This window comes from Mycobacterium sp. IDUB_39 (genome assembly GCF_055419205.1).
The window spans coordinates 250,623-276,361 of the sequence record NZ_JBVAXF010000002.1 but is presented as its reverse complement, the minus strand read 5'-3'; the positions used below and the strand labels follow the sequence as shown (position 1 = coordinate 276,361).

At 67.4% G+C, this 25,739-nt stretch carries 30 protein-coding genes, 4 tRNA genes and 1 pseudogene; 19 read left to right on the top strand and 16 right to left on the bottom strand.

Going from position 1 to position 25,739, the window contains the following annotated elements; genetic code table 11:
- Window positions 1-2: 2 nt before the first annotated feature.
- Window positions 3-575 (bottom strand): TetR/AcrR family transcriptional regulator, encoded by a 573-nt coding sequence (locus ACZY0X_RS07540; protein WP_463769052.1) that lies wholly within the window; start codon window positions 573-575, stop codon window positions 3-5.
- 431 nt (window positions 576-1,006) lie between these two features.
- Here ACZY0X_RS07540 and ACZY0X_RS07535 point away from each other — a divergent pair, with 431 nt between their 5' ends.
- Both ACZY0X_RS07535 and ACZY0X_RS07530 read left to right on the top strand, forming a co-directional pair.
- The gene (locus ACZY0X_RS07535; protein WP_463769050.1) at window positions 1,007-1,330 is read left to right on the top strand and encodes a hypothetical protein; all 324 of its coding nucleotides are present in this window, start codon (window positions 1,007-1,009) and stop codon (window positions 1,328-1,330) included.
- Window positions 1,331-1,375: 45 nt separating this feature from the next.
- Window positions 1,376-1,753 carry a heme-binding protein gene (locus ACZY0X_RS07530; protein ID WP_463769048.1) on the top strand — a complete coding sequence of 126 codons (378 nt, stop codon included), beginning with the start codon at window positions 1,376-1,378 and terminating at the stop codon, window positions 1,751-1,753.
- Window positions 1,754-1,773: 20 nt separating this feature from the next.
- On the opposite strand, the gene ACZY0X_RS07525 is transcribed toward ACZY0X_RS07530, so the two are convergent.
- Entirely contained in the window at window positions 1,774-2,448 is a 675-nt protein-coding gene (locus ACZY0X_RS07525; RefSeq protein ID WP_463769046.1) for a pyridoxamine 5'-phosphate oxidase family protein, read from the bottom strand.
- A 175-nt stretch (window positions 2,449-2,623) separates the two neighbouring features.
- On the opposite strand from ACZY0X_RS07525, the gene pdxR reads away from it, so the two are divergent.
- On the top strand, window positions 2,624-3,997 hold the full coding sequence (gene pdxR / locus ACZY0X_RS07520) for a MocR-like pyridoxine biosynthesis transcription factor PdxR (protein ID WP_463769044.1): 1,374 nt from the start codon (window positions 2,624-2,626) through the stop codon (window positions 3,995-3,997).
- Window positions 3,998-4,361: 364 nt separating this feature from the next.
- On the opposite strand, the gene ACZY0X_RS07515 is transcribed toward pdxR, so the two are convergent.
- Both ACZY0X_RS07515 and ACZY0X_RS07510 read right to left on the bottom strand, forming a co-directional pair.
- Window positions 4,362-4,598, bottom strand: coding sequence for a hypothetical protein (locus ACZY0X_RS07515; RefSeq protein WP_463769042.1), 237 nt, complete (start codon window positions 4,596-4,598; stop codon window positions 4,362-4,364).
- A gap of 70 nt (window positions 4,599-4,668) precedes the next feature.
- Window positions 4,669-5,007 (bottom strand): hypothetical protein, encoded by a 339-nt coding sequence (locus tag ACZY0X_RS07510; RefSeq protein ID WP_463769041.1) that lies wholly within the window; start codon window positions 5,005-5,007, stop codon window positions 4,669-4,671.
- Between the two features lie 528 nt (window positions 5,008-5,535).
- Between ACZY0X_RS07510 and ACZY0X_RS07505 the strand changes: the two genes are divergently transcribed.
- The 9 genes from ACZY0X_RS07505 to ACZY0X_RS07465 all read left to right on the top strand — a co-directional run bounded on the left by ACZY0X_RS07505 (window position 5,536) and on the right by ACZY0X_RS07465 (window position 14,275).
- Window positions 5,536-6,609, top strand: a complete 1,074-nt coding sequence (locus tag ACZY0X_RS07505) for a hypothetical protein (protein WP_463769039.1) — start codon at window positions 5,536-5,538, stop codon at window positions 6,607-6,609.
- A 118-nt stretch (window positions 6,610-6,727) separates the two neighbouring features.
- Window positions 6,728-7,906 (top strand): hypothetical protein, encoded by a 1,179-nt coding sequence (locus ACZY0X_RS07500; protein ID WP_463769037.1) that lies wholly within the window; start codon window positions 6,728-6,730, stop codon window positions 7,904-7,906.
- A gap of 480 nt (window positions 7,907-8,386) precedes the next feature.
- On the top strand, window positions 8,387-8,710 hold the full coding sequence (locus tag ACZY0X_RS07495) for a hypothetical protein (RefSeq protein ID WP_463769035.1): 324 nt from the start codon (window positions 8,387-8,389) through the stop codon (window positions 8,708-8,710).
- Window positions 8,711-8,803: 93 nt separating this feature from the next.
- Window positions 8,804-9,715 (top strand): DNA-processing protein DprA, encoded by a 912-nt coding sequence (locus tag ACZY0X_RS07490; protein ID WP_463769033.1) that lies wholly within the window; start codon window positions 8,804-8,806, stop codon window positions 9,713-9,715.
- On the top strand, window positions 9,712-10,524 hold the full coding sequence (locus ACZY0X_RS07485; protein WP_463769031.1) for a phosphoribosyltransferase: 813 nt from the start codon (window positions 9,712-9,714) through the stop codon (window positions 10,522-10,524). The genes ACZY0X_RS07490 and ACZY0X_RS07485 overlap by 4 nt, the downstream gene beginning before the upstream one ends.
- 119 nt (window positions 10,525-10,643) lie before the next feature.
- Entirely contained in the window at window positions 10,644-11,393 is a 750-nt protein-coding gene (locus tag ACZY0X_RS07480; RefSeq protein ID WP_463769029.1) for a hypothetical protein, read from the top strand.
- Entirely contained in the window at window positions 11,386-11,886 is a 501-nt protein-coding gene (locus tag ACZY0X_RS07475; protein WP_463769027.1) for a type II toxin-antitoxin system VapC family toxin, read from the top strand. The genes ACZY0X_RS07480 and ACZY0X_RS07475 overlap by 8 nt, the downstream gene beginning before the upstream one ends.
- Before the next feature lie 332 nt (window positions 11,887-12,218).
- Window positions 12,219-13,172, top strand: a complete 954-nt coding sequence (locus ACZY0X_RS07470; RefSeq protein WP_463769025.1) for a DUF2971 domain-containing protein — start codon at window positions 12,219-12,221, stop codon at window positions 13,170-13,172.
- 140 nt (window positions 13,173-13,312) lie between these two features.
- The gene (locus ACZY0X_RS07465; protein WP_463769023.1) at window positions 13,313-14,275 is read left to right on the top strand and encodes a hypothetical protein; all 963 of its coding nucleotides are present in this window, start codon (window positions 13,313-13,315) and stop codon (window positions 14,273-14,275) included.
- Window positions 14,276-14,343: 68 nt separating this feature from the next.
- On the opposite strand, the gene ACZY0X_RS07460 is transcribed toward ACZY0X_RS07465, so the two are convergent.
- Together ACZY0X_RS07460 and ACZY0X_RS07455 are read right to left on the bottom strand one after the other, a co-directional pair.
- Window positions 14,344-14,538, bottom strand: a complete 195-nt coding sequence (locus tag ACZY0X_RS07460; protein WP_463769021.1) for a hypothetical protein — start codon at window positions 14,536-14,538, stop codon at window positions 14,344-14,346.
- A gap of 194 nt (window positions 14,539-14,732) precedes the next feature.
- Window positions 14,733-15,299, bottom strand: coding sequence for a recombinase family protein (locus ACZY0X_RS07455; protein ID WP_463769019.1), 567 nt, complete (start codon window positions 15,297-15,299; stop codon window positions 14,733-14,735).
- A gap of 166 nt (window positions 15,300-15,465) precedes the next feature.
- Between ACZY0X_RS07455 and ACZY0X_RS07450 the strand changes: the two genes are divergently transcribed.
- Window positions 15,466-15,984: a hypothetical protein gene (locus ACZY0X_RS07450; RefSeq protein WP_463769017.1), complete on the top strand. Its 519-nt coding sequence runs from the start codon at window positions 15,466-15,468 to the stop codon at window positions 15,982-15,984.
- 325 nt (window positions 15,985-16,309) lie between these two features.
- On the opposite strand, the gene ACZY0X_RS07445 is transcribed toward ACZY0X_RS07450, so the two are convergent.
- The 3 genes from ACZY0X_RS07445 to ACZY0X_RS07435 all read right to left on the bottom strand — a co-directional run bounded on the left by ACZY0X_RS07445 (window position 16,310) and on the right by ACZY0X_RS07435 (window position 18,364).
- On the bottom strand, window positions 16,310-17,797 hold the full coding sequence (locus tag ACZY0X_RS07445; RefSeq protein ID WP_463769015.1) for a serine/threonine-protein kinase: 1,488 nt from the start codon (window positions 17,795-17,797) through the stop codon (window positions 16,310-16,312).
- Window positions 17,798-17,886: 89 nt separating this feature from the next.
- Complete coding sequence (locus ACZY0X_RS07440; RefSeq protein WP_463769013.1) at window positions 17,887-18,147, bottom strand: hypothetical protein; 261 nt, start codon at window positions 18,145-18,147, stop codon at window positions 17,887-17,889.
- 94 nt (window positions 18,148-18,241) lie between these two features.
- On the bottom strand, window positions 18,242-18,364 hold the full coding sequence (locus tag ACZY0X_RS07435; protein ID WP_463769011.1) for a hypothetical protein: 123 nt from the start codon (window positions 18,362-18,364) through the stop codon (window positions 18,242-18,244).
- Window positions 18,365-18,446: 82 nt separating this feature from the next.
- Here ACZY0X_RS07435 and ACZY0X_RS07430 point away from each other — a divergent pair, with 82 nt between their 5' ends.
- The 3 genes from ACZY0X_RS07430 to ACZY0X_RS07420 all read left to right on the top strand — a co-directional run bounded on the left by ACZY0X_RS07430 (window position 18,447) and on the right by ACZY0X_RS07420 (window position 19,570).
- Window positions 18,447-18,728, top strand: a complete 282-nt coding sequence (locus tag ACZY0X_RS07430) for a glutaredoxin family protein (protein WP_463769009.1) — start codon at window positions 18,447-18,449, stop codon at window positions 18,726-18,728.
- Window positions 18,729-18,783: 55 nt separating this feature from the next.
- The gene (locus ACZY0X_RS07425) at window positions 18,784-18,999 is read left to right on the top strand and encodes a hypothetical protein (protein ID WP_463769007.1); all 216 of its coding nucleotides are present in this window, start codon (window positions 18,784-18,786) and stop codon (window positions 18,997-18,999) included.
- 205 nt (window positions 19,000-19,204) lie between these two features.
- Window positions 19,205-19,570 (top strand): hypothetical protein, encoded by a 366-nt coding sequence (locus ACZY0X_RS07420; protein ID WP_463769005.1) that lies wholly within the window; start codon window positions 19,205-19,207, stop codon window positions 19,568-19,570.
- Between the two features lie 122 nt (window positions 19,571-19,692).
- On the opposite strand, the gene ACZY0X_RS07415 is transcribed toward ACZY0X_RS07420, so the two are convergent.
- Entirely contained in the window at window positions 19,693-20,844 is a 1,152-nt protein-coding gene (locus tag ACZY0X_RS07415) for a hypothetical protein (protein ID WP_463769003.1), read from the bottom strand.
- Between the two features lie 71 nt (window positions 20,845-20,915).
- Here ACZY0X_RS07415 and ACZY0X_RS07410 point away from each other — a divergent pair.
- Window positions 20,916-21,776, top strand: a pseudogene (locus ACZY0X_RS07410) (site-specific integrase); the annotation flags it as partial.
- Window positions 21,777-21,786: 10 nt separating this feature from the next.
- On the opposite strand, the gene ACZY0X_RS07405 reads toward ACZY0X_RS07410, so the two are convergent.
- The 4 genes from ACZY0X_RS07405 to ACZY0X_RS07390 form a co-directional block, all read right to left on the bottom strand.
- A complete protein-coding gene (locus tag ACZY0X_RS07405; protein ID WP_463769001.1) occupies window positions 21,787-22,095 on the bottom strand; it encodes a hypothetical protein in 309 nt (102 codons plus the stop codon).
- Window positions 22,096-22,294: 199 nt separating this feature from the next.
- A tRNA-Phe gene (locus ACZY0X_RS07400) sits at window positions 22,295-22,371 on the bottom strand.
- 42 nt (window positions 22,372-22,413) lie between these two features.
- Window positions 22,414-22,490 (bottom strand) — tRNA-Asp (locus ACZY0X_RS07395).
- Window positions 22,491-22,542: 52 nt separating this feature from the next.
- Window positions 22,543-22,615 (bottom strand) — tRNA-Glu (locus ACZY0X_RS07390).
- Window positions 22,616-22,729: 114 nt separating this feature from the next.
- On the opposite strand from ACZY0X_RS07390, the gene ACZY0X_RS07385 reads away from it, so the two are divergent.
- Both ACZY0X_RS07385 and ACZY0X_RS07380 read left to right on the top strand, forming a co-directional pair.
- Window positions 22,730-22,802: transfer RNA gene (locus ACZY0X_RS07385), tRNA-Lys, on the top strand.
- A gap of 127 nt (window positions 22,803-22,929) precedes the next feature.
- Window positions 22,930-23,289 carry a DUF732 domain-containing protein gene (locus tag ACZY0X_RS07380; RefSeq protein ID WP_463768999.1) on the top strand — a complete coding sequence of 120 codons (360 nt, stop codon included), beginning with the start codon at window positions 22,930-22,932 and terminating at the stop codon, window positions 23,287-23,289.
- Between the two features lie 107 nt (window positions 23,290-23,396).
- Here ACZY0X_RS07380 and ACZY0X_RS07375 read toward each other — a convergent pair whose 3' ends face one another.
- A complete protein-coding gene (locus ACZY0X_RS07375; protein ID WP_463768997.1) occupies window positions 23,397-24,554 on the bottom strand; it encodes a serine/threonine-protein kinase in 1,158 nt (385 codons plus the stop codon).
- Between the two features lie 112 nt (window positions 24,555-24,666).
- Window positions 24,667-25,671, bottom strand: a complete 1,005-nt coding sequence (locus ACZY0X_RS07370; protein WP_463768995.1) for an oxygenase MpaB family protein — start codon at window positions 25,669-25,671, stop codon at window positions 24,667-24,669.
- Between the last annotated feature and the right edge of the window lie 68 nt (window positions 25,672-25,739).

Sequence of the window (25,739 nt, the reverse complement as noted above, 5' to 3'; positions counted from 1 at the left end):
CGTCAACCTCGCGGGCTGACCAAAGCGATGGCCGCGTCGACCGCCTCATCGGTGATGTCACTCATCCGGCCGCCACTCTCGACGGTGACCGCGGTGAGTTCTCGCAGGCCACCCAGCAGCATCACGATCCGGTGCCGTGACACGGGGCCTGCCCCGCCGGCGAGAAACCCCTCGGACTGGGCGAGCGCCTGAACCATCGTGATGAAGTTCTCCATGGCGTCGCGCTGAAGGTCGCGGGCGGTCAACCCCAGTGCGGGCACATCGCGGATCCAGCTCAGCATCAGCGCGGGCCGGGAGTCCACCGACGCGATCCACGCCTCAATGGCCTGGCGCACCTGCGTGTCCCATGCCGCAGTCGGGTCGACAGCGCCGGTGATCCGGCGGATCTGTGTGGCGTTGGCCTCGGCGAGCAGCGCGACGAAGCATTCGTCCTTGCTGGCGAAGTGCTCGTAGAACGTCCTGCGCGACGTGCGCGCTCGGCGCACGATGTCGGCGATCGTGGTCTTCGGATATCCGTCCTCGGCGATCGACTCCTCGAGCGCGTCGAACAGGCGTTGGCGGAAATCGGCTTTCACTGAAGGGAAAGCCTACCGCCGGTCCCGGACAGCCCGGGAAGCGGTCGAATTTCACTGGCCAAATGAACATTCACAGCCGGCGTCGGCGATATTCGACTGAATCCCGCAGCCGTTCTGAATTCGCGATTCATCTGGCAACGGTATTTGTCGAGGGAGGCACGGCTTGAACGACTGAACGCAGCTACTCCGCACCCGCACCACACACACCGATGGCACCAGGTCAGCGACAGCACACCCGACATGGGTTTCATGATCAAGAAGAATTGTTTGCCCACTATTTCCGTATTCAATCAATTTAACGCGGTATACACATGAACGCGGGATAGGCCGTCATTCGGGAATCGCAATAACGCTCACAACGCGTAGTCGGCAGATTTATGCTCCCGAAATTGGGGCCCTGGTGCCTGTCAACCGAAGAGAGGGAGGCAGCCGTGCGATCAACACAGCGCTACCTGAGAGTGGGTCTGGCGGCGGCCGCCGTGCCCATCGCGATAGTCGTCGCGGCGCCCCCCGCGACAGCCGACTGCAACTACGCCGGCGGGGCAACGGTATGCGCCCAGGGCGAGGTCCGCGGCGCGGATGGGGTTCCACGCGTCGCAAGTCCGGTCGTGCCGTATCCATGCGAGAACGACTGGTACTGCGGCACTGACTGGGATCTCGACATCGGCTGGGATCCGGGCCGTCCCGACCGTCCCAACCGTCCTGGCGGCGGCGGAGGCGGCGGCGGCGGAGGCGGCATCATCGGACCCCGTTGAGCGACTACCCACAACCCCGTCACACCACTTGATGAAGGAGCCACCATGTTGCCCTCAATGCACTCCGCACGCCGCACGTCGGCGGTAGCCATCGGCACCGGCGCCATTGCCGGTGCAATGCTCTTCGCCGCTGCGACCGCCGCGGCCGAACCACCACCGCCGGCACCCGTTCCGCCGCCGTGCACAGCGGCTGAACTCGCGCGAGTGATGTCCGGGGTCACGTTCGACACGTCGAACTACCTGACTGAGAACCCGCCAGTCAACGACTTCTTCACGAGTCTCAAGGGCCAGCCCAAGGACCAGATCTCATCGAAGGTGCAGACGTACCTGGATGCCAACCCGGGTGTCAGGGAGGAACTTCAACGCATCCGGCAACCCTCGAAGGACTTCCGGGATCGGTGCGGGGCCCCGGTGACCCCCTGAGGGCCTGCTAGGCGATCAACCTACGGCCGTGCCAGCCGCCGTGACCATGCCGCGGCTGACTTCTTCAGGGATTCGGGTCGCTCGGCCTCGACACCGGGCTGGGTCACAGGCTGCCCGATGCCGGTGTCGAACGGAACGTATCCGGTCCAGACGCCGGACTCGGGGGCCTCGTCGGGATGTCCCTCTCTCGCCTTCACGCTGGCCGAGTCCAGCGACAGTCGCAGCACGTAGGTGGCGGCCAGTTCGCGTTTGGTCGGTGGACGCACTTCGGTCCATCGCCCGGGCATGAGGTGCTCGGAGATCTTGCGGACGCAGTCCTCACGTTCCTCGGCCGACACGGCGAGCGCCGTGCCGAAGACGACGGCGCAGCGGTAGTTCACAGTCGAGTCGAACAGGGATTGGGCGTAGACGAGTCCATCGAAGATCGAGATCGTTGCCACGAGATCCACACCGGCGTTCGCCGACTTGGTGAGCCCCGCCCCCGACGAACCATGCATGAGAAGGAACTCGCCGTCCCGCACATAGGCCATTGGGATCACCATCGGCTTGCCGTCTGGGCGGACGAATCCGATGTGCGCGATGGTTCCGGCGTCAAGGATGGCGTGCAGATCGGAGCGGTTCCTTCGCTGCAGCTCCTTGTAGCGGTGCACGCGAAGCTCGGGGGTATCGGGCAGCTCATCGAGGCTCACTGTCATGCAAGCGATGGTGCCGTCCGGCCCAACCGTGACAACAGTCCAAAAACACCGATTCCGACCAGTCCACTGCTCACGCGACCCGTTCCGTCGCTACGGGGATGGGATGATCGTGCCGCTTGCCGCCGGGCCGCACGCCCGGCCGAAAGGGGGTGTTGGCACGGCCGTGGATATTCCGATGGACATCGACCGCGCCAGCGGTGAGGCCATCCGGACGCAGATCGTGCGGCAGCTTCGGGCGGCGATCGAATCCGGGCTGCTGGGGCCAGGATGCGCTGTGCCCTCGAGCCGGAGACTGGCAACGACACTCGGCGTCTCCAGGAGCACGGTGGTGTCAGCGCTGCTCGAACTCGAGGGCGAGGGCTGGATCGAGTCCGCACAGGGCGCAGGCACTTACGTGTCGCATCGGCCGGACGCCCCACGCTCGGGCCGCCTCGACGATCCGCGCACCGACACCCCTGCTGATGTACGGCTCGAGATCGACATGCGACCGGGGGACGTGAACGCCGCCGACGTCTCGATGGCGGGCTGGCGCGCGGCCTGGCGCACCGTCAAGCCCTCGAGCGCACCGCCGCCGTCGGCCGGTTGTTTCCCGCTGCGTCAAGCACTGTCGTCGTACTTGGGATCCTCGCGCGGTCTCCCCTGCGAACCCCGGCAGATCGTGGTGTGCGCGGGCACCGCCGAGGCCCTCACTCTGCTCGCACTCGCCTTCGACTGGCGCGATGGCACGGTCGCCGTCGAGGACCCTGGTTACCCGCAGGTGCGTGACGCATTCACGGCGCTGGGCGTGCGGTGGGCTCCCTTGGACGTCACCGACCCGGGACGTCTGCTCAGCAATCTGCGGTCCATCGATGCGGGGATCGCCGCGGTGTATCTAACCCCCAGCCACCAATATCCGCTGGGGCATCGAATCGATCCAGGAATGCGGCGCGACATCATCGAGTGGTCACGCACGTCCGGGGTGATCCTCCTGGAGGACGACTACGACAGCGAGTTCCGGTTCGGGGTCGCGCCGCTGCCCAGCCTCGCCGGCCTGGACCCCGACGCCAGCACCGTGTACCTGGGAACGATCTCGAAGGTGCTCGACCCGGGACTTCGGCTGAGCTATCTGCGGGTGCCGCCGCACCTGCTCGACCGCGTCCTGCAGGTGCGCGACATGCTGGGGGCCACCGTCGCCGCACCCGTTCAACAGGCCGTCGCGCACCTCATCGGCAGCGGCGAGCTGGCCCGCCACATTGCCCGGGTGCGTCGGCTCTACCAAGACCGACGCCGGGTGCTGTTGCAGGAGCTTGCGACGGTCCCGGCGATCACCCACATCGCGGGAACAGAGGCCGGATTGCACGTGGTGGCCCAGCTGCGCACGGACATCTCGTCGGCCGCCGTTGTCGACCAAGCCCGGGGTCACAGCGTGCTCGTCACCGACCTGGACGACTACCGGGCCCAGCCCGATGCCCAGAGTCCGGGTCTCGTGCTTGGGTACGGCCAGTTGAGGCCCGCCACGATCCGCGAGGCAGTGGGCCGGCTGGCGGCGCTGCCCGCGCTGCGCTGCTAGTGGGCTGCGACCGCAGCGAACTCTCTCAGAAACCAGAAAAACCCACCGTCACCGGTGGGTTCTCTCAGTGGCCAGGGCCGGGATCGAACCGGCGACCTTCCGCTTTTCAGAACGGCGGCCGTCCGTTTTCCCAGCTCAGCTCGGAAGCCTCAACGCGGTGACCTGTGCGTTCTCTGCGTCGACCGCAGGTCGGTTCGCGGTGAATGGGTCAACGGTGGGTCATCACCTGCGGCCGATACCGCGAAACGGGAGGCGTTTCCGCACGTCATGGGCTTCTGCGACACCCCCGCCACCGCCCCGTCACCGGATGCGGCCGTGGTCGGGCGGCCACCGCTGTAGCGGGCCCCGTATACGTGTGTGCGGGTCACGAAGCGGCCTCCCGCTCGTCCCGGGCGGCGGTGAGGCGGCGGGCAACCGTCTGCCGGTTGAGGGCCATCACCTCGCCGAGGCCGCGGTCGCTGGCGCCGCACTCAGCCAGCAGAAGCATGAGTTCGTTCTCGCGGCGGCGGATCAGAAACTGGCGCCGGCGCCACCGCTCGAGTGCCGCCGCGGCGCGAGCGGGGTCGTCGGTCTCCAAGTCGGCGAGGGCCTGTGAGCTCACGTCGATCTGCGTACGCAGCGAGCGCGCGGCATTGCGAAGTTGTGCCGAGGCGCGGGTGGCCGCGCCGGTGTCAGCCGTGGTGAAGGTGGGGGTCGAGCTGCGGGGCGGCGGCCCGGGCCGCCGCCACCCGCTGGGCGTGCGCGTCCGCCGCGATCTGGCGGCCTCGGGCGAGGGTGGCAGCGTCAGCCGTGCGCTTCGCCTCGGCGTTCTCCCGGGCCACGCCGCGCCAGATCGCGATCACGATGACCGCGAGGCCGATCACGATGAGCGTCCCGACGTGGCTGTCGATCCAGCCCATCAGGCCGCCACCGCTGGAGTTGCCCGACGACGTGGTGGGCGTGGCCGGCGTGGTGGTGAACACCACCGGGTGGTCGCGCGCCCGAAGGATCTGCGCGCAGACGTCGGGCAAATACCCGATGGACGCGGGATCGCAGATGGGGCCGGGATCGGGGTCGGCCGCGGCGGGGGCCGGAATGGCCGTAACCGCGGCGGTGAGAGCGAGGGACGCAGCCGCAGTGAGTTTGCTGATTCACTTCATGCAGCCGTTGTATCCCATTCGCATACATTCTTGCAACACCATTCTCCGGCGTGTGTGGCGCGAACTTCTTCGCCATTCTCTGAAACAGAGAGTGAAGATGACTTGCCCGTTCAGATGCGTGTCACGATCCATTTTCTATTTCAGATAATGGCGCGAGTGTGCGCCGAGCCGCGATTCTTACCGACATCGCTGACCGGATGCGGAGCGCGGCAATTGTCCGCCGAGTAAACTTAGCTACACATTGCGTAGTGAGGTTTCGGCACTCGAAGGAGAAGAACTGATGAGCATCGCCGCACCGTGCCCCCTGCCCGATTTCGGCGGGGCGGTGCGGCGGGCGAGGAGTGTCGCGCGGCGGTGCGGCACGCATGACTTGTCGGTGGCTCGACGCACACTTATCCGGTGTCGAGCAAGCGCAGGAAACCCAAGGCGGCGCCAGAACCGCGGACCGTCGTGCGGTTCAAGTACGGCCCTGATGTCAGGCCACACACGATCGCCGAGTTCAAGCGGACCCGTGGGCTGCCAGCAATCCCCGGTCTGCATCAGACCCCCGGACTCATCGCCGAACGCGTCCGCGCCTTCACTCAGACGGTGAACGACGTCGTTCCGCCGGGTACGACGGTGTCCGTGTGGCCGGCGGTCAACATGGCCGTGACCCTGGCCCACGTCGCGCCGGAGCAGTTCGGGCCGGCATCTGGGAACGCCTACACCCTTGACCGCGGTGCGAACACCGCGGTGGCCAAGACGCTCACCCGCGCCGACGGGAGCGGCTTCGACATCGTCGTGGACGGCAACCTGTTCATCAGCACGGAGGCGGACAGCGATGAACAGGTGGCGAACAAGTCCGGCGTCCTCGCACACCTCGCGGCGCACGAGCCGCAACATATCGTCCAGACTCTCGCCGCGCTGGACACCGGGGATCTGGCCGAGGCCGCCCGTGGTGAATCCCCGGCGGTGAACGACCTCCTGCTGCCGTTCGCCGAGGCGATCAACGAGTACCAGTGCGAGGTCGCCGCCAACCGGATCATCACCGAGCCTTTCCCACACGACGACCAGTCGCTGTCCGACGACCTGCGTGCGTTTCGGGCGGCGCTCTCCGAATCTGTTCGCTTGAACGACACGGACCTCTACCTGGCCTGCAGGACTGTTCTGACCGGGGCGAAGGAACTGGTCAAAGGCGTCTCATACGCCGCCGCCTACCGCTTCTACGACGGTGACGATCGGTCGGCCCCGGACCCGCTGCCCGAGCAGTGGGACCGCTACATGGCGGGGCTCTGGCCGGACCTGCTGGACATGTTCGCCACGATTCCCGCCGCCGGCGAGCCCACCGACAAAGCCGTGTTGGCGCAAACCCTCTATGCGATGACGGAGCGAACGCTGCGGTGGCTTGAGGAGATCGGGGTCAAGTACGAGGTGCAGGTGCAGGGGGACGAGTGGCTCAGGTCGTGTTGGTGGAGCGTCGCTGAGCCGATCTAAGGGCTCGTCGCCGAGCCGGAGCTGTCGGCCCCAACTGCACACGCTTGAGGCGTACCAATCCAGAGGCGAGGGAGCAGATGTCCGCCGGGGTGTCGGTGGCCCGCCCTACGCTGCGCTGATGACGCGGAACCGCAACAGGCCACCCCGCAAGCCGAAGGCTGCCGCGTCGGCCGGCCCGCGACTGGCGCACGAGCTGTTCTCCGAACTGAACGCCACCTTCTACGAGGACGACCCGAGCGAGTACCTGCTGACCAAGATCGAGGCCGTCACCTTGATGCTGGCGCCAGCCGAGGCCCTTGCGCCCGCGTACGAGTCGGAACGGGTCGTGGGCGTCTCCCGCCGCGTCGGCGCGTCGGTTCCGTCTAAGGAGGCCCGCGACCGCTACGTGCGCACCGAGTGCGTCCTGGTCCTGCACCACGCCTGCGAGATGCTGCTGCGACTGTTCTTCGCACACGTCGACAAGCAGGACTGCCCGTGGCTGGGCATGGCGGCGTCGGTCAGCTTCGTCGAGTTCAAGACGAAGGTCAGCACAGCCCTGCGGACCGGGTTCGACCGCGACGACGTGGCCCGGGTGTTCCTCGGCGGGGCGGACCCGACCGATGCGGATCTCGATGTGGAGGCCGACGAGTTCGAGGACACGACCGCTTCGTGGGAGCTGCTGTTGGAGACCGCTGCCGACACCGTCCTGTCCGAGTCGTTCCTGTACAACTCGGCCAAGCACGGCCTCACCGTGGTGCACACCGACGAGAGCACCCGGATGGTGTTCACACCGCCCGACGGTGGAGCCCCGATCCAACTCGCGTCGGGTTCGCAGCTCACGTACCTGCACAAGCCCGAGACTCCCGGGGCGAAGGGCGGACCGGAGTGGTGGGTGTCGCTGACCCACACGCTCCCGGATCAGGACATCGAGGTGTCTCTCCTTATCCAGCGCGCGGTGTCGTCGCTATGGAACGTCGCCCGGCGTCGGTACACGGGGCAGGAGGGCGAGGTGACGATCGTCGCGGCGCGTGCTGTGCGCGATGCGATCTACGGCCCCATCGCCGCTGAGGGATCGGTCATCCGCACCATGTCCCACGAGTTGACGAAGAAGAACCCCGAAGGCGAGTTCAGCGGCATCAACGCACGCATGACCGGACCGGGTCTACCAGACGAGGACGAGTGGGACCCCGAAGGTTGTGATGACGTCCCACTACCGCGGTTTGTTGCTCTACCGGTCCGACAAGAGGATCGGCGGATCATCAGCACGTCCACCCGAAAGCTGCTCCCGTTCTCGCCGAACTGGTCGACGCGGGTGTGAGCCGGCCGACATGCCACGCTTCCCGTCGCCCGTCGCCCGTCGCCCGTCGCCCGTCGCCCGTCGCCCGTCGCCCGTCGCCCGTCGCCCGTCGCCTTCGACAAGTTCCGTCAGCCGAACTCGATGATGCCCCGTCAGCGGCGTGATGTGATGCCACCGCGGGTTGGTGTACCCGGCACCAGATCGACCGGCCCCGGGGATCAGCCGTTCAGCTACCGGCGCCGTGCCCGCTGGTCCGACTCCTGCCGACAACGCGGGCAGTCACCGCACCGCCTCGACGGGTCAGCTCCCGGCGGGATGAACTGGGCGTGGTAGCCGGAATGGTTGCAATATCCGCAGATCGCCATGGCGTGGCTCTCCTGATTCTTCGTGGTGTGAGTGACACGTATGTGCCCTCGTCTCTTCATGGCCGCTCCGGCAGAGTTCGACAGCGCCGCGGCTCGCACCCAGCTGCGTGCACCCCTCCGAAGTAGCGTCGTCTGCATGACGAACAGCAGCAGTGATGCGACGGCAGCCGAGCGGTTCTTCGAGGCTTCGGGGCCGATGGCAACCTCCGTAATGGAATGCGACTCGCACCGTTACGCCGAGTGCCTGATGTCCGGGCGAGGTGCAGTCACGGTGTGGTTGCGCACCGGCGAGGTCGAGCACATTGCCGGCACCCGCTACCTCGACGTGGAGAAGCTGCGCGGCGAAGAGAACAACGGCGCGCTCGAGATCATCTATCTCGGTGTGGTGCTGCGGTCGTATCCGGCCGGCACGTGGACGCGGTGGGAGAGCGCGCCGGAGCCTGTCGGTCCTCAGCTCTAGGCTGCGGGTTATCCGCGGAGTGTCGAGTAGCGGCCCCGGCGTGGCGGACTAGCCTTCGCAGTAGACGCGCAGATCAGAGGAACGGAGGTGCGCATGGAGTATTCAGCAGCGGCGACCATCGCGGCCCTGATGCGCGACCTGCCGAAGACCGTCAAGCTCACCGAGCTGGGCGACATGCTGCTCGAGGCGGAGTCCGCCGAACAGCTGTGGGACGAGATCCTGGGCGCCACGCTGATTCCCGTCCCCGGGTCCGGTCCAGATCGTGACACCGCTGCACACGACATCGAACTGTGGCACGCACGAGGCTGGCGAACTCTCACGGTGCTGGACCCCGACTACCCAGACCGAGTGTGCGCCGCCAGGCGGCCACCAGCGCTGCTGATGGCCGAGGGCACTCTTGCTGATGACGACTACGCGGTAGCGATCGTCGGTTCCCGCAAAGCGTCTCCCGCCGCTCTCGACTTCGCCCGTAACGTCGCCCGCGGCCTTGTGGAACACGACGTCACCGTGGTGTCAGGGCTCGCTGAGGGAATCGACACCGCCGCGATGACCGCTGCTCTCGACCTGGGTGGGCGCGTAGTCGGCGTGATCGGCACCGGCCTCGACATCGCGTACCCGGCACCGAACGCCAAGCTCCAGGCGACCGTCGCGGATCGGGGTCTGCTGCTCACCCAGTTCCTCCCCGGGTTCCGGGGCGCGAAGTGGGCGTTCCCGGCCCGGAACAAGACGATGAGCGCCTACTCCGGTGTGACCGTGATCGCCGCGGCCACCGAGAAATCCGGCACCCGCCACCAGGCGCTGGAAGCCGTCTCGCATGGCCGCCGCTTGGTGTTGCATCGCAGCGTCGCGGAGGGCACCACGTGGGGCAGGGAGCTGCGTGACCGCCCTGATGTGTTCGTTGCTCGGACCACGGACGAGGCGATCGACCAGTTGGAACGGATCGCTGACGCGGATCAATCGGTGCGTGCGCATCTCAGCCCCGTCCCCGCCGGCACCGCCTGGTGACCGACTATCTCGCCGAGTCGCGCATCCGCGACGGCCTCAGCCGGGTCTCCTACTTCCGCAACGTCGCCGGCCCGGGTCCGGGCATCTGCACCGTCTGCCGCCAGCCAACGTCCGCCGAGGTATGCGGGGACTGCCAGGGCATCCACAACGCTCTCGATGGCATGACCTGCGACCGCACCTTCTTGCTGGCCTATATCGACGGGCACAATCCGCAGGAGTACGCCCAGAGTGCGAAGACGATGCGCCAGTACAAGGCGCATCCGGCACCCAAACGTCTCGTGGACGATGTGCACCTGCTCACCAACAACATGACGTGGATCCACGACGGGTGCATCCGCGACGCCGAAAACGACGCCGAGTGGGACGTGGTGACCTTCGTTCCCTCGCGGACCAAGCGCACCGGAATTCACCCGGTCGCAGAAATCGCCCGCAACGTCGCGCGCATCGTCGGAGACGATCCCGAGCGTGGCGGATCCAGCCGGATCAAGCGTTGGACCATGGGCGTCGGCCCGGTCGGGGCCCCTCGCGTCGCGGACGCTGGCCGCTTCGCCGCCTCCGTTGCCGCGTTCGGTGGCGCGAGGGTGCTGCTGGTGGACGACACCTGGACCGGTGGCACGTCGCTGCAGTCGGCCGCCGCCGCTCTCAAGGATGCCGGCGCCGTCAGTGTCACCGGGCTTTGCGTCGCGCGGTGGTTGAGCTGGAAGTGGCCACCGCATGTTCCGCTGCTCGAGAAGGTGACCGCGGCGGCGTACGACCCGTTCCGGTGCGTCGCGTTCGACCGCGTCTGCCCTCCGCCGGAGCCGTGGTAGCCGCTGCCGGTGCGGAGTAGCCGTCAGTAACGGGTTGAATCCCAAAAGGGCGTGTCAGTGCCCGGCGCAACAATCTGGGGCATCATTGACAACACCAGTCACGGAAGTGAGGCCAGACCTTGTCCGCCGCGGATGGGATCACCGTCGACCTGGAGGGCACCGCGCTCGACCCCGGGGCGGTCGCTGCTGCCATCGAACAGGTGCAGACGCTGGTCACCAGCCTCACCGGCGCCGAGGATGTGCAGCTGACGCTCACCGACCTGCACGGCGGTAGTGCCCACATCTCCATGTCGGTCGCCGGCACATCCCTCGACGACATCAGCGGCGGCATCGACGAGCTGCGCCGCGGGCCCGTCCTGCCGAACGGGTGGACCCGTCCTTCGCTGGTGGCTGTCGTGGGGCTGGCGAAGCTGACTTCCCGCCGCGGTGTCGACTCGATCAGCCTCCGCATCGGCGACACCGTCGCCGCCATCGACGCAGCGATCCAGGAGAACGCCGAGAAAGCACTCGCACCGTCCTCGGAGTCGCTGGGTGCGATGCGCGGTGTCCTCTACCGGTACAGCAACGACCCCCGCAGCAAGAAGCGGTCCGCCGGCCTGCGCCGGGCCGACACCGGCGACATCATCGAGTTGCGGTTCACCCTCGGCAACGCACCCCGGGTGCGCGAGCACCTCGAGCGCCAGGTCGAAGTCTGGGGTGAGATCGCCCGCGACGCGACCGGTGGCATAGACCACCTCTCCGTGGAGGGCATCGAACCCGTCGAACCTGCTGGCGGGTCGGCAACCGCCGCCGACGGCCGGGGATTGCTCGGGAACGACTGGACATCCGGGGTCGACCCCGCCGACTGGGTGAGGACGATGCGTGGCTGAACGGTTGAAGCGAGTGACCGTCGACTCGTCAGTGGTGCTCGACCTTCTGGTCCCCATCGATGATGCGCATGCCGCTCGCGCGGAGTACCTGCTGGCCGGCCACCGTGAGCGCCACCAGGTTCTGCTGCCGGCCATTGTGATCGCGGAGATCGCGGGTGCCGGGGACATCCGGGGACATCACCTCCCCACGGCGGTGCGCGAGGAGCGCGTGGCGAAGGCCCTCAACTGGATCCGGGGGTCGAACTTCATCGTCGCCGAGCTGTCGGAGCGGACCTCGCGGCGGGCGGCCGAGCTCGCGGTCGTCCATCAGCTCAAGGGACAGGATGCGTCGATCCTGGCGACTGCGGAGCAGTGGAGCTGCACCCAGCTGTACACCCGCGACAACGACCTCTTGAAGTGCGACGGACAGTTCGGGTTCAAGATCGTCGTGCCTGATGACCCACCACCGCCGAAGGAACCGGAACCGGACCTGTTCACCGCCGCGGCGGAGTAGTCCCCCCTCGAGCTGGCTTACTCTGCTTGCGTCGGGTCTGCCGTTCTTGTACTCCTCGCGGCGGCTGCCGACCCACGTCCCCAAGGGGAATCCGCCAACAACGAATCCGCGGGCACCAGTCCCGTATCCCGCAGCAGCCGGTACCACGCCCGCTCCCCGGCCAGATACGCCTCCACGGCGGGCGGCAGCCGCGGCGGCGGCAGGTCTTCTGCGAACTCGTCCACAATCTTTAGACGTACCTCGGCGATCGGTTCCACTCACTTCGGCTATCGCACTCCTCGCTGAAGAGCCGGCGGCATCTGTCACGCAGCGGGTCGCGATAGCGTGACCCAGTGGGACAGACGCTCTACCAGTACACCGACACCCAGGCCCTCGCCGGGGTCGTCGAGAACTGCGCTATCCGCGCGACCGACTTCCGCTACCTCAACGACTCGCTCGAGCTGTCGTACGTCTGGGATGCGTTCGTGGCCCGCCTCCGGACCCTCGCCGAGGCTCCGGACGACGGGCACGGGCACGCCTACAGCACGATGCTCGACGCAATACGCCGACTGCAAGCCGACGACATCAGGAGCTACGACCAGTCCGTCTTCGTCGCGTGCTTCACCGAGCTCAAGGACGCCGTGAGTCAGTGGAGCCGATACGGAGCGAACGGGCATGGTGTGGCGCTCGGGTTCGACGCGGAGAAGATCCGGGTGTTGCAGGCCGGATACCACCACCAACACGAAGCTGGGAAGCTGTCGGCTGTCCTCGACCAGAACCAGCAGCCCGTCACGTGGGGATGCTTCCTGCTACCGGTCGAGTACGGCGACTCGGCGCGCGACACACTCGTGACGAACCTCGTCGAGATGGTTCGCAGCATCGGTACAACGGGTGACCCCGCCACCGACGCCCACAACTACATCTCCCAGCTGGGAGGGATCCTTCCGCATGTGCCGCTGATCAAGCACGAAGCCTTCCAAGACGAGCGTGAGCATCGCATCACCGCCTCCGAGCACTTCGGCGGCATGACGCTGCTGCAGCGGAAGGCCATGGCCGACCTCGGAGCGCCGTTCACCTCGTTCGCGAAGACGCCGAAGATGACACTCGACGTGAAGTTTCGATCGTCCGGAGCAACTCTGTTCACGCCCTACGTCGAGTTGCCGCTACCGCGCGACGCGCTGGTCACGGTGGTGCTCGGGCCGTCGGTGACCGACCCTCTGGCACCGGTCACCGTCAGCCGAATGCTCGAACGGCACGGTTACCTGGATACGACGGTCGAGAAGTCAGAGCTGCCCTACCAGAGCTGACCAGCATCACCACTCGCGTCGACGGACCGACATGGCCGCAACTCACGACACTGGCCAGACGACCTGGCCGAACCTCGCACCGGGATCGACCGCCCCGCAAGCCGCGCCGATCCTGTCGGCCCGGTGCCTACCCTCGTCTGATGCCATCCCCGCCGCCGCTGACCGGCCGCCTGACGCCACCGGAGTTCGAGTACTTCGCCGATGTGGTGGTGCGGTTCGTCGACGCCGCGGAGAGCCTGCTCAAGTCGGAACTGTCGCACCCGTTCAACATCGGCAGCGAGGCGATGCGGGACAGAGCCGCGAGCGACGACCACCCCGGGACGCGGTCCAAGCAGACCTTGCTGACCTTGGCGACGCAGCAGGGTGCCGTCGGGCTTGAGCAATGCGACCTGCTCCGCGGGATCGCCGCCATCCTGCGCACCGACCTCGTCACCTTGGCGCCGTTCCCGCTGGCGCGTACGTCTGCCGTCATCGCGGCGAAGGCGTGGTACGTCCTCACCGCGGGGTCCAAGGAGGAGCGGCTTCGGCGGTTCTTGAACGAGGAGCTGGCGGCGCTGTACGGCCTACCGTTCCCGGCGGACGATGAAGAAGCGGTTGCCGAACGCGACGCCCGTGCCGCCGACTACCTGGCCGTCGGCTCGACGGCGGGACTCGAAGCGGTCTACCGCAAGAAACCCCGGCCGTGGGACGCCCCGATTCTCGCCCGCGCGGGTCGGGGGCTCGACGACGCGGCGCCGTCGGAGACGCAGCTGGTGAAGGACTTCTACCGGGCGTCGGGGTTGCAGGAGGACGAGCTGGCAGGGCTGCCGTACTCGTTGCTGTCCGCGGCGACGCACGGGCGCTTCCGGCAGGCGGGGCTCGTCGGGTACGCGGCCGCCGGCCCGTCGGTGGGAGGTGTGTCGACAGCGGCGATGCACGTGACGCTGGGGGTCACTGCGCAGACCACGATGTACGCGGTGGTCGCAATGCGCACCTACCTCTGCGCCCTCGCGCGGTACACCGCCGTGTCCGAGGCGATGGTGCTCGGCCGGCTGCAGGGACCGACCGCGGAGTGGTCGGCGATCGCGCAGCAGGTGCCCGAGCAGCCGCAGGACGACGAGTAGCCGGACGCTACGCCGCCCGCCCGCTGTGGTGGAACCGCGGGGGAACCGGCGGTTCCTGAACTCGGCAGTTAACCGTCCGCTTCGTTCGGCAGCTCATCAAGAGCCCAGTACACGCCAGCACGGAAGGCCTTCAGGAGAGCGTCGTAGTCGTTGCGAAGTTCGTCGTCGTCGGGAAACGGGTCGGCCGGGTTCAGTTCGAGTACTTCGTAGACGTACGCATGAGCCTTGGCTTCAGCCGCGGCTGTGTGGTCGAGGTAGCTCACCGTGATGCCTCCTATACGTGTGCGATCGCATGACGCATTATTCAGCGTGCGAGCAGCTGCGTTCGGATCACAGGGGGGTAAGCGTGGAGGCAGAGCGCTACGCCGCCCGTCCCCGCCCATCCCAACTCGGATCAGCCAAGCGTCCGGAGTCGGTGCGTCGGCACGAAGTGCTTCGGCGGCGGAGTCGTGCTTGGTCACGCCGCGTCCGCCTTCGCCTCGCGGTAGTTGTAGACCGACTGCCGACTCACGCCGTACTCCGCGGCGAGCTTGGTCGCGGACTCACCTGCGGCGAGTCGGGTCCGCAGCTCCTCGGCCCGGGCGACGGTGAGCTTGGCCTTGCGGCCCTTGTACACACCCTTCGCCTTGGCGATCGCGATGCCCTCGCGCTGCCGCTCCAGGATCAGCGCCCGCTCGAACTGGGCGACCGCCCCGAGCATCGACAGCAGCAGGTTGTTCATCGGAGAGTCGTCGCCGGTGAAGGTCAGCCCCTCCGTGATGAACTCGACGCGGACACCCTGCGTGGTGAGCTCCCGGACGACGCGCAGCAGATCCTCGGTGTTGCGGGCGAGCCGATCCATGCTGTGGACGATGAGGGTGTCCCCGTCGCGGACGTATCGCAGCGCCTCGGCCAGCGCCGGACGGTCCGTCGACTTGCCGCTCCCCTTGTCGGTGAACGTGCGATCCACCTCGATTCCCACCAGCTGCCTATCGGTGCACTGGTCCAACGTGCTGACTCGCTCGTACCCGACTCGCTCGCTCATCTTCGGCCCTTCCGTACAGATAACGCCTAGGAGTTGCCTAGACACCTTGTCGAACAATGCGATTCGGACCCTAGATGTGCGCACTGACAGGAACGGGTGCGCGGCGCGTTGGGGTACACCCCAGATGGACGGCAGGTTCGGCGCCGCGCACCGTACAATTTGCCCGATGGGCAATCCGCGGCGCGATGCGGAAGGCAAGTGGCGGATTGCTCTCGTAAGTGCGGCCGTCTCTGCAATGGTTGCTGTGACTCTTGCTTTGTGGACATATCACCATCAGCGCGTATCCGAGTTCCGGACAGCTCAGAGTGCGTGCGAAGACGCAATCGTGGATGCTGATGCCTTCCTCGACACGGCGGCTTTCCTGGCGAGCCAACACTCGCCCACCGATCCTGGTTCGCCAGAGAGTCCTGAACTAGTTCTCAAGTTGAGCGTTGTGCGAGACAAATGTTTTCGACGAGACATGTTTGCGAAGTCTCTAACGGGAGATGACCTCGGCGATTTTGACGCGAAGAGCTTTGGCGCCCGTGCGGCATGGCTCTACCCAGACCTTCGCGGCCGTGACGGCAAGTCGATGAAAGAGCTCATGCTCGCGGATGCCCGTGATTACTTGTCGGCGACCCTCAAGCCCAAGATCGAGGGCAGTCACGCACCGTCGTTATTCGACACAGTTGGATCGCTATTTTGAACCCGTAGTTGCGCCCCAGCTGGACGTTGGGCCACCTGCATCCCGCCCGCCAGCAGGCACCTGCGTGAGCAAGAGAAACGTGGCGAGCTGCGGATCGTGCCGCGGGCCGCGAGGGGGGCTGGGCTCAGCGGAGTAGTTCGTCAGTCCAGCGTCTCCGAGTAAACCTCCTCGACGCTGAGACCCGGCGGCCGTTCCTCCAACAGGTTCGCCACCAGCTGCCGCTCTGCGCCATCCCCGTGCAACTTGGAAGGGACAGCTGCACCGTGCGACTCCGGATATCGTTACGGGCGTAGGGAACTCGAGGCCGCTCGCAACCGCACCGCCCTTAGTGCGGCCCGCTCACCCAGGCGTAGCCGCCGCTTCCGGTGGCCGTGCAGGTGAGGACGCCATCAGAAGCTTCCAGCCGCGCCTTGGCGCCCGGGGTCGTACAGGGCTGCCCGATCGCGTCCCATCCGATCGTGGGAAGAGGCGGCGCGTTCAAGTCCACCCAGATCAGGTTCAGTCCGCTGCAGCCGAATCTCCCATCAGGCGAGCGCGCCCCGGGGCTGTCGCACGGCAGGCCGGCGGCGATGGGCGGGGACGCCGCCGTTGTGGTCGCACCAGTGGTCCGCGGCGTCGGCGCGATGGTCGTCGTTGTCGGCGTGGTGCTGGTGAGCTCGGGTGTCGTCACCGCAGGCGGGGGTAACGGTGCTGCACTCGTAGGGGTTGTCGTGGTTGTCACGGTCGGGCTCACCGCCGGAGTGGCCGGAACGTCGCTGCTCCCATCACGCGACACGTAGAGCCCCAGCAGGACCGCCGCGATCGCGACCGCGGCCACCACCGCGACGACGATCGGAGTCTTCCGGGACTTCGGTTGCGGCGCAGGTTCCGTCGCGCCCTTCCGCAACTTCGTCGGCGCGTCCGGGTCTACAGCACCGGAGTTCGGCGTCACCGCCGCCAGCGTCTGAGCGGATGCCGGATAGCGGACCTCGCCGCCTACCGCCTCCTGCAGCGCGGTGACGAACTCCGCGCAGGACCGGTACCGGTCGGCGGGGTTCTTCGCCAGCACCCGTTCGAAGACCGCGTCCATCGCCTGCGGCAGATGCGGGTTGACCCTAGTGATCGACGGCACCGGCTTGGTTAGGTGCGCGGACATCGTCGAGGCGATCGTGGTTCCCGCGAACGGCGGCTGTGCGGTGAGCAGGTGGAATGCGGTGCACCCCAGGGAGTAGATGTCCGAGCGGTTATCGACCACCTCGCCCTCGATCGACTCCGGCGAGATGTACTGCATGGTCCCGATGGTCATCCCGGTGGATGTGAGCGAGGTGGACTCACCGGCGGCCTTGGCGATGCCGAAGTCCGCGAGCTTCACCGATTCGATCTGCGGTGCACCGTCGGACTCGTCGATGCCCACCAGGATGTTCGCCGGCTTCACGTCGCGGTGCGTGACGCGCTGCTTCCGCCAGGCGTAGTCCAGCGCCGCGGCCGCGGCGCCGACCAGCTGGACCGCCAGGTCGGTGTCGAGGGGGCCGTCTGCCTTGAGCAGCTCCGAGGCGTCCGTGCCGTCGATGTATTCCATCGTGATCCACAGCCGGCCCTCGAACTCGCCGCGGTCATGCAGCGTGACGATGTTCGGGTGCGAGAGCCGGGCGAGCAGATCGGCCTCTCTCTGGAACCGCGCCTTGAAGTCGTCGTTGCGGGAGACCCCGGCATCGAGCAGCTTGAGCGCATCCTGACGGGGAAGACGCGGGTGCTGCACGAGGAACACCTGCCCCATTCCGCCCGCACCGAGCTGCCGGATGACGCGGTACCCCGCGATCTCGGTGATTTGCACGCTGTGAGTGTGGCAGGCGAGTTGCCGCGTGGGACTGGATCCGGAGCTGGTTCACACAGGGGACAGTGAGTCCGACCTCGTGCACATCGTCAACGAGGTTGTCCGCCCAGCGTCTCCGAGTAGACCTCCTCCACGGACATGCCCGGCAGTCGATCGGCCAGCAGGTTCGCGACCATGCGCCGTGCGGAGGCTTCCGCGGCGTGCTCGACCGAGAAACTCGACTCCCGGCCGTGTTCGCGCACGGTGTACGCCACCACCCACATCGCCATGCCCGGGACGGTGACGTGATCGTCCGCGGTGGCGGTCCGCGTGCTGAGGCGGATGCGCGTGGCATGCCGGGTGATGCCCACGGCTTGCAGGCAGCAACGCCGATGACCTGCGCGGCGTCGTCCAGGCGCTGGAGGCGGCCGGGGAGGCGGGCGAGACCACCGCGTACCCGACCGGCTACGGCCTGATCACGGTCGACCGCCCCGGGGTGTTCATCGCCGCGGGCGCCTTGGCGCGCGAGAGCCTGCCGCAGATCGAGCGCACGAAGCGGATCGAGCGCACGGCGACGGTCTGACCCATCCACAGTCTCCGGTGCGCCGCCGCCGGAATACCCAGCGGCGCACCGGCTCCCACCCCGCTTCATCGAACGAAGGAGCCCCACATGGCCATCTCCGCCACCGTCCTGTCTCAGCCGATCTGCCCCGGATGCACCTTCGTCAAGAAGGCGCTCGCGGAGTTCGACGTGCCCTACACCGAGCTGAACGTCCGCGAGAACGAAGAGGCCGAGGCCCTGCTCCGCGACCTGTACGAGTCCCGTCGCCCCGGCCAGCACCCCGCGACACCGGTCACGCTGCTGGTCACCGAGGCTGGCGTCGAGACCGTCTTCGGGCCTGACATCCGATCGTCGCTGAAGCGGTACGCCCGCGCCGCGACCGCCGCGTGATCGGCACTACCGGTACACATCCCGGCATGGACACGACGACGAAGGGAACCGCTTCATGAGCGCCGCCCCGCCGCCTACTGGCTACCTCACCCGCCGCGGTGCCGCCGAGATGCTCGGCTGGTACCCGCAGCGCCTCACCGCCGCCATCATGCGCGGTGAACTCGACGCGTACGAGCTGGACCGGCGGGTGCTGGTGAAGGAGGAGGACGTGAAGGCCCTCGTGGATCGTCTCGGCGCCGAGCCGCAGCTGCTGGACCCCGACAGTCTCTGACCGACCCCGAACAGCAAGCAGCCCCAGCCAGATCGGCTGGGGCTGCTTGCTGTTCCTCTACCCGCCACTTCACGAAGCCAAAGTCGCTGATCAGCGGTCGTGTAAACTGGACGCCGACCCAAGTCCCTCTCCCCAGGCCGTGCACGCCGAAGGATCGGGCAAGCACATCGAAGCACGGAGCACGTTACCGATGATCAATTCCCCTGTGACTGAACCTATTCGCGCCGCTATGCGTGCGCTCTTCCTCGCGCTCGGCGAGCCCGACCGGACTCCCGTGGCCGAGCTCTCCGCGGACTCCAACTCTGAGCCGCCGAGCATCTACGGCCTGCATCCCGTGTTCGACCTCGCCGAGACCTTCGGGCCCGGCGACATGGGCTATACCGGTGGCTACCCTCGCCGCGGGGGGCATCTGTCGCTGCCGTGCTTCGAAGAGAATGGTGACGTGGGAGTGCTCGAAACGACCTTCCACAAGGGCGAGACCACCGTGGAGTACGTGACCTACCCGCGTGAGCCTGCTCAGGTGTATGCGGCGCTGTACAAGCTTCTCGAGCAATCCGAAGTCCGGGACTAGCGGAAGCGAGGGCCGGGGGTCACTCGCCCCAGCTAACCTGCGCCCGTAACCTGGTTGACCTGCAGAAATAGAGCACCCCGCCACCATCACTGTGACGGGGTGCTCTGCTGTGTGGCCTCGGGTCAGCGCACCGCTGCGGGATCGAGCGCCTGGCCGCCCGTAGACGGACCACCGGTCCCGGTACCCGTGTTCGTGCCCGCGGCGTTCGCCGGACCCGCACCGCCCGGCTTCGGGACGCCCGGTGCTCCGACGCTGGGCATGCCACCGGGAGCGGCCGGTGCACCCGGCTGCGGTCCCTGCGGAGCACCCGTAGCGTTCGGCACCGCGTTCTGCACCCCGCCGGTCTGGCCGCTCACCGGACCTGCTCCCTGCGGCTGCTGCGCAGTTGGAGTCGAAGCGGCATCGGCTGCCGGCGCGGCCTGACCCGGGGTCGGATCGTTGAGGTGGAAGTAACCGGCCCTGTCACCCAGCTGCTGCGGCAGCTCGGAGGCGCCCACGATCTTGTAGTCCTGCAGGTCGTAGAACTTCCCCTCGCCGAGCAACATGTACTGCTTCTCGGCCGCCACCATGATGTCGCCGGGCTTGGCTTCGGCCGGGTTGATCTGCTTGCCCGGGTCCTGACCAGGCACGGGAGGCGTGAGACCGGCCGACTTCGCCGCATCCGCGAGCGAGACCGGGTGCGTGGGGTCGACCTCCTTGTTGGGCTCCTGCGCCTGCGCGGCGTGTGCGGCGTTGGCCTGCGCCGGGGTGGGAGCAGCAGCACCGGGTGCGGTGACAGCCGGAGCCGGGGTGCCCGCGGGCTTGTCCTCGGGCTTCGGCACCGCGGCCTTCGCCTGCTCCGGCTTGGCTCCGCTCAGCGACTTGTCGTCCCCGAGCTTGCGGGGCTCGGCCTTCGTGTCGGTCTCCTTCTTGTCGTCGACCAGCTTCTTCGGCTCGCTCTTCTCGCTGGTGTCCGGCTTGCTCGTGGCGAGCGGGGTACCGCCACCGGTGTTGCCGCCGCCGGTACCGGTGCCGAGCGGCGACCCGCCGAGACCGCTGCCGGTGCCGAGCGGGTTGCTCGTCGGCGTCTGCTTGTTCCCGAGCTGGCTCAGCAGCTTGGTCAGGTCGTCGTAGTTCGTCCTCTGAGGCGTCTCGGTCTTGCTCGGCGCCTGCGCCGCGGGGGTCTGAGCCGCCGGCGTGACCGCCGCGGGGGTGACCGGGGTGACCGGCTTCTGCTCCGGCGCCGGCTTGGGGGCCTGCGCCTGAGCAGGCGTATCGCCGCGCACCAGCACCACGGCGGGCGGCGTCTCGGCCCACAGCGCCTCGATCTTGGCGTCGGCCGCCGCGATCTGGGCCGAGCCCTTCTGACATAGAGAAGGTAGTCACCGCGCTGCGCGAAGGCACCTCTGCGATGGGCACGTGGCGAGCGCCGGAGAAGCTCACCAAGAACAAGAAGGCGACACGCGCAGCGTGGGCACCCGCCAGCATCAACCCCATGCTGGCGCGCACCCGCAGCGTGTTCGAGGACCTGATGAACCAGGGCGTCGTCGTCCGCAACCCGGCCGCGCTGGTGAAGTCGTTGCCCACGGAGAAGTCGGAGATGCACACCCTCGACGCCGATCAGGTGACGAATCTGCTCAGGTCGACGGCAGGCGACACGTTCGGGATCGCCTGGCAGCTCGCGGTGCATGGCCTGCGCCGCGGTGAGATTCTCGCGCTCAGCTGGGACGCGGTGGACTTCGACGCGAACACCGTCTCGATCACCGCCGCACGCCTCGCCGTCTCGGGCGGCAGCCTCACCGGCGCGACGAAGACGAAGACCAGCACCAGGACGTTGCCGATGCCCGAGGACCTCGCTCGCGCCTTGAAGGCTGAGCGGAAGCGGGAAGCAAGGCTCGCGCTGGGATCGAAGTGGCACGACTCGGGCCTCGTCGTGGTCGACGCGCTCGGAGCACCACCGCACCCCGACACTCTCACCGCGGCGTGGCGCAAGGCGCTGAGCAACGCCGGCCTCCCCCACGCCCGGCTGCACGATGCGAGGCACTCCTGCGCGACGCTCGTGCACATGCGGGGCGTGCCCGTCGTCGTGATCGCGGCGTGGTTGGGTCACCAGGACGCCGGCTTCACTCTCCGCACCTACGCGCACAGCACCAACGACGCCTTGGCCGACGCCGCCGCGGTGCTCAACTCGATCACGACCGCGAAGCCGGACGGAGCCGCGGAGTAACTCGCGGCGGCTACACCCCGTGTCCGGCGATGTCCATCTGCTCAACCGTCGCGGCGTCGTACCCGCGCGAATGTAAGTAATGCTCGGCGGCAGCGACGGCGGCGCCGGCCTCAGATTGAGTGCCGACGCCGTCCGCATAGGCGATCCCGTATGCGACGGCGCAGTCCTGCTGGACCTGCTCGAGGAAGTTGTTTTCGTTGACGTAGCCGTTCGCTGCAGCAGCGTTGGCGCACGAGTACTCGTTGGCTGATGCGATGCCCGTGTTCAAGATCGGCAGCGCGGCGAACACCGCAGCCGCCAAGAGCACTCGTGTCCTCATAGTGCGCTGAGAGTACCGCCGCCCCTTACCGCTGTCGGGCCGTTCCGACGAGCCACCGTCGCGTCGAGGTGACCCCGCCGTGGGTCATCGGGGTCACCTCGCGGTCGATTAAATCTGGAATGGGTCAACCTGGTCATCGGGACGCTCTCGCCGCGTGCCCCAGATACGAGAAAAACCACCCGTCACCAGGTGGTTCTCTTGGTGGCCAGGGCCGGGATCGAACCGGCGACCTTCCGCTTTTCAGGCGGACGCTCGTACCAACTGAGCTACCTGGCCGGAAGGCTCTCGGCCTTTTACGACCGAGAATCCTCGCCGAACTGGCGACCCTGACGGGACTCGAACCCGCGACCTCCGCCGTGACAGGGCGGCGCGCTAACCAACTGCGCCACAGGGCCTTGCTTTCCTGCTGTACTACTTTCCTGCTGTGCTCCGCGTCTCCGCGTTGCGTACCCCCAACGGGATTCGAACCCGTGCTACCGCCGTGAAAGGGCGGCGTCCTAGGCCACTAGACGATGGGGGCCTAATCCGAATCTCTCCGGGGTACTCGCAACACTGTTCCGTTGGGAGCTTCGATAGCTTAGGTTACCGACACCCGAATCCTCAAACGGGGTCGCCCAGTAAGGTGATTCTCCGCGCCCCTATAGCTCAGTTGGTAGAGCTACGGACTTTTAATCCGCAGGTCCCAGGTTCGAGCCCTGGTGGGGGCACAACAGCGCCAACCGGCGGCCCACGTGCTCGGAGTAACGGCGCATCCGCGCTCCTCGATACTCCCAGGGAGGAACGCGGACGCAACCACTATCGTGTTCGTCACCCGCCCTACGACCTGGAGCCACGATGGATCGCCGCTTGATTGCCAGGACTGTCGCCTCGGTGATCGCTGCCGCCACCCTCGGCGGCTCGGTGTTGATCGGTGCGGCGACCGCCAGTGCCACGGAGCAGGACGATCAGTTCACCGAGGTTGTGTCGGCCCTCGGCATCACCGTCGAGTCCCCCGAGCAGGCCGTCAAACTCGGTCACGACGTCTGCACCCTGCTCACCCAGGGCGGCGCCCAGGGGCCCAATCCGGTGCCCGTCGTGCGCGGCGTGGTGGGCCGCCTCACCAACGCCGGCATGAACAAGGGTCAGGCCGCCAACGTGATGCGCGCAGCCGTCAAGCTCTACTGCCCCGAGTTCGGCTCGATCGTCGGGCGCTAGTCCGCCTGGCCGCCGAGGCTAGCGGGCTAGATGGGCCCGGAAGGGTCCGCCGACACTGTTGAACCGAAGATGGTGCGGTGCACGGTTTCCCGACCCGGGATGGGGTGTCAGCCGTCGTCGCGCTTCGGCTTCTTCGGCTTCTCGTTGCCGCGCCCCGGCGGTCCATTGCCGGGGTGCTGCCGAGGCTCCGGCGTCGTCGCCGGAGTCACCGGCGTCGTCGTCGGCACGGTGCTCGACACTGCGCTGCTCGACGTTGCGGGGCTCGTCGACGTCGCGGGCGGCACGGAGGTGGACGGCCCTGACCGCGTCGCCTCGGCGACCACCAGGATCAGTGCCAGTAGCACGGCAGCGGCAACCGCCGTGAGAGCCAAGGCCTTTCGGCGGCGTCCCGGCGGAGGTGGCGGCATGTGGGCACCGGTGAGCGGCAACGGCGGCGCTGCCATGACCCGCGTCGGCGGCCGCACTCCGAGCAGGGCCGCGCGCATGGCCTCGGCACTGCCGAACCGCTGCGCGGGATCCGAGGACATCGCGCGGTCGATCACGCCTGTCAGTACGGGGTCGGCGTCGGGACGTACCGTCGCCAGCGGTGGCAGGTCGTGCTCGGCGATCGCACGCACCAGCGCGGCCGGCTCGGTCTGTGGGAAGGGCATGCGGCCTGTCAGCGCCTCATAGCCGACAACCCCCGTGGCGTAGAGATCGTCGGCGGGTGTCGCTGGCCGTCCGGCGATGCGTTCTGGGCTCAGATAAGCCATGGTGCCCACCAGCTGTCCCACCCGTGTGAGGTCCGCGCCGCCCGACTTGGCGATGCCGAAGTCGGCGATCTTCGCCTCCCCCGACGCCCCGAACAGAATGTTGGCCGGCTTCACGTCGCGGTGCAGAATGCCGGCGGCATGGGCCGCGCTCAACCCGGCCAGAACGTCGGTCAGTACGCGTCGCACGCCGTCGGGTGGCAGAGGGCCCCGCGCGATGGTGTCGGCGAGCGACGTCCCGGACAACCGCTCCATGACCAGATACGGGACGCCCCGATGCTCCCCGCCGTCATGCACCACGACGATGTTCAGATGGTTCAGGGCAGCCGCCGAGCGGGCCTCGAACTCGAACCGTGCCCGATGCTCGGGATCCGTCGACAGTGCGGAGTGCAGCAGCTTGACCGCTACGGGACGGCCGAGCCGGACGTCCCATCCGGCGTGGACCTCCGCCATGCCCCCGCGCCCGAGCAGACCACGGAGTTCGTATCGTCCGCCGACGAGTTCGGGGTCCGTCACCGCCTACACGCTAGCGACTGTGAAAATCGCGACGCTTTCCGGCCGATTTCGTCGTGATTTTCTCAATCGAGCCGCCGCAGCATGAGCCGCCGCGCAGGAGCGGCGCCCGCCCTCAGACCTTCGGGCAGTAGAACTGCGGCTGTCCGCGGTACTCCACCGGCGGCAGGTTGCGCGCCGGCGTCTGCACCAGCGGGGCGTCGGCGGGCAGCCGGCCCGTGGCCCGATCGACCGCGGAACGCTTCCGCGGGTGCATCAGCATCCGCTTGGGCAGCACCTTGGTGGCGAGTGTGATGACATCGCAGAGCCGCCTGTGCGCGAACTCCTGACGGGGTGACCAGGTGTACCCCATCAGCTCCCGTACCGGCGGATCGTAAAGGGCCACCGTCATGAACGTCAGGAAGCGCTGCATGACCTTGAGGTTCAGCGCCCACAGCGGATCCGGAATCCAACGCAGGGACGGATGCTTGGGCATGGTGGACAGATCCATGACCTCAGTCGCCGCGTAGTGCTTCTCCAACACGTTGTTACACATGTGATCCCAGTACTCCTGGAATTCCTCCCAGGACTTGGGCACCGGCCGCATGCTCATCCCGTACATCCGGTACCAGGTGACGTGCTCGTCGAACAGTTGACGCTTATCGGCCTCGCTGATCCCGCCGCCGAACTTCTCGGCCGCGAGCAGTGTCGACTTGAAGAACGTGGCGTGCGCCCAGTAGAAGACCTCCGGGTTCAGCGCGCTGTACCGCCGGCCCTGCTCGTCGACGCCCTTGATGCCGACGTGGTAATCCCGCACCTCAGCGCCGGTCATCGACGCGCGGTCACCGTCGAAGACCACACCGCCGATCGGATAGATCGATCTCAGCAGCCGCGGGATCCGCTCCATGAAGAAGATCGAGTGCTCCTGCACCGCCGCGCCCAACTGCGGATGCATGTTCTGCATCGAACCCGCCCAGGTGCCCTGGAACAGACCGGTCCACTGCCCGAAGTACTTCCATGTCAGCGAGTCCGGCCCAAGCGCCTCGGGGGGCCCGTCGTAGCCGCCGGGAGCGACCGGGCAGCCACCACTGATGGCCGCGTCGCTGGTGACGGGGCAGGCCGGGGACGTATCTTGAGTCACTGGCGGGCATCTCCTGACGGTCAGACGATATTCTGACTACGAGCGTTGTCACCCGCGAGCTTAGGAGG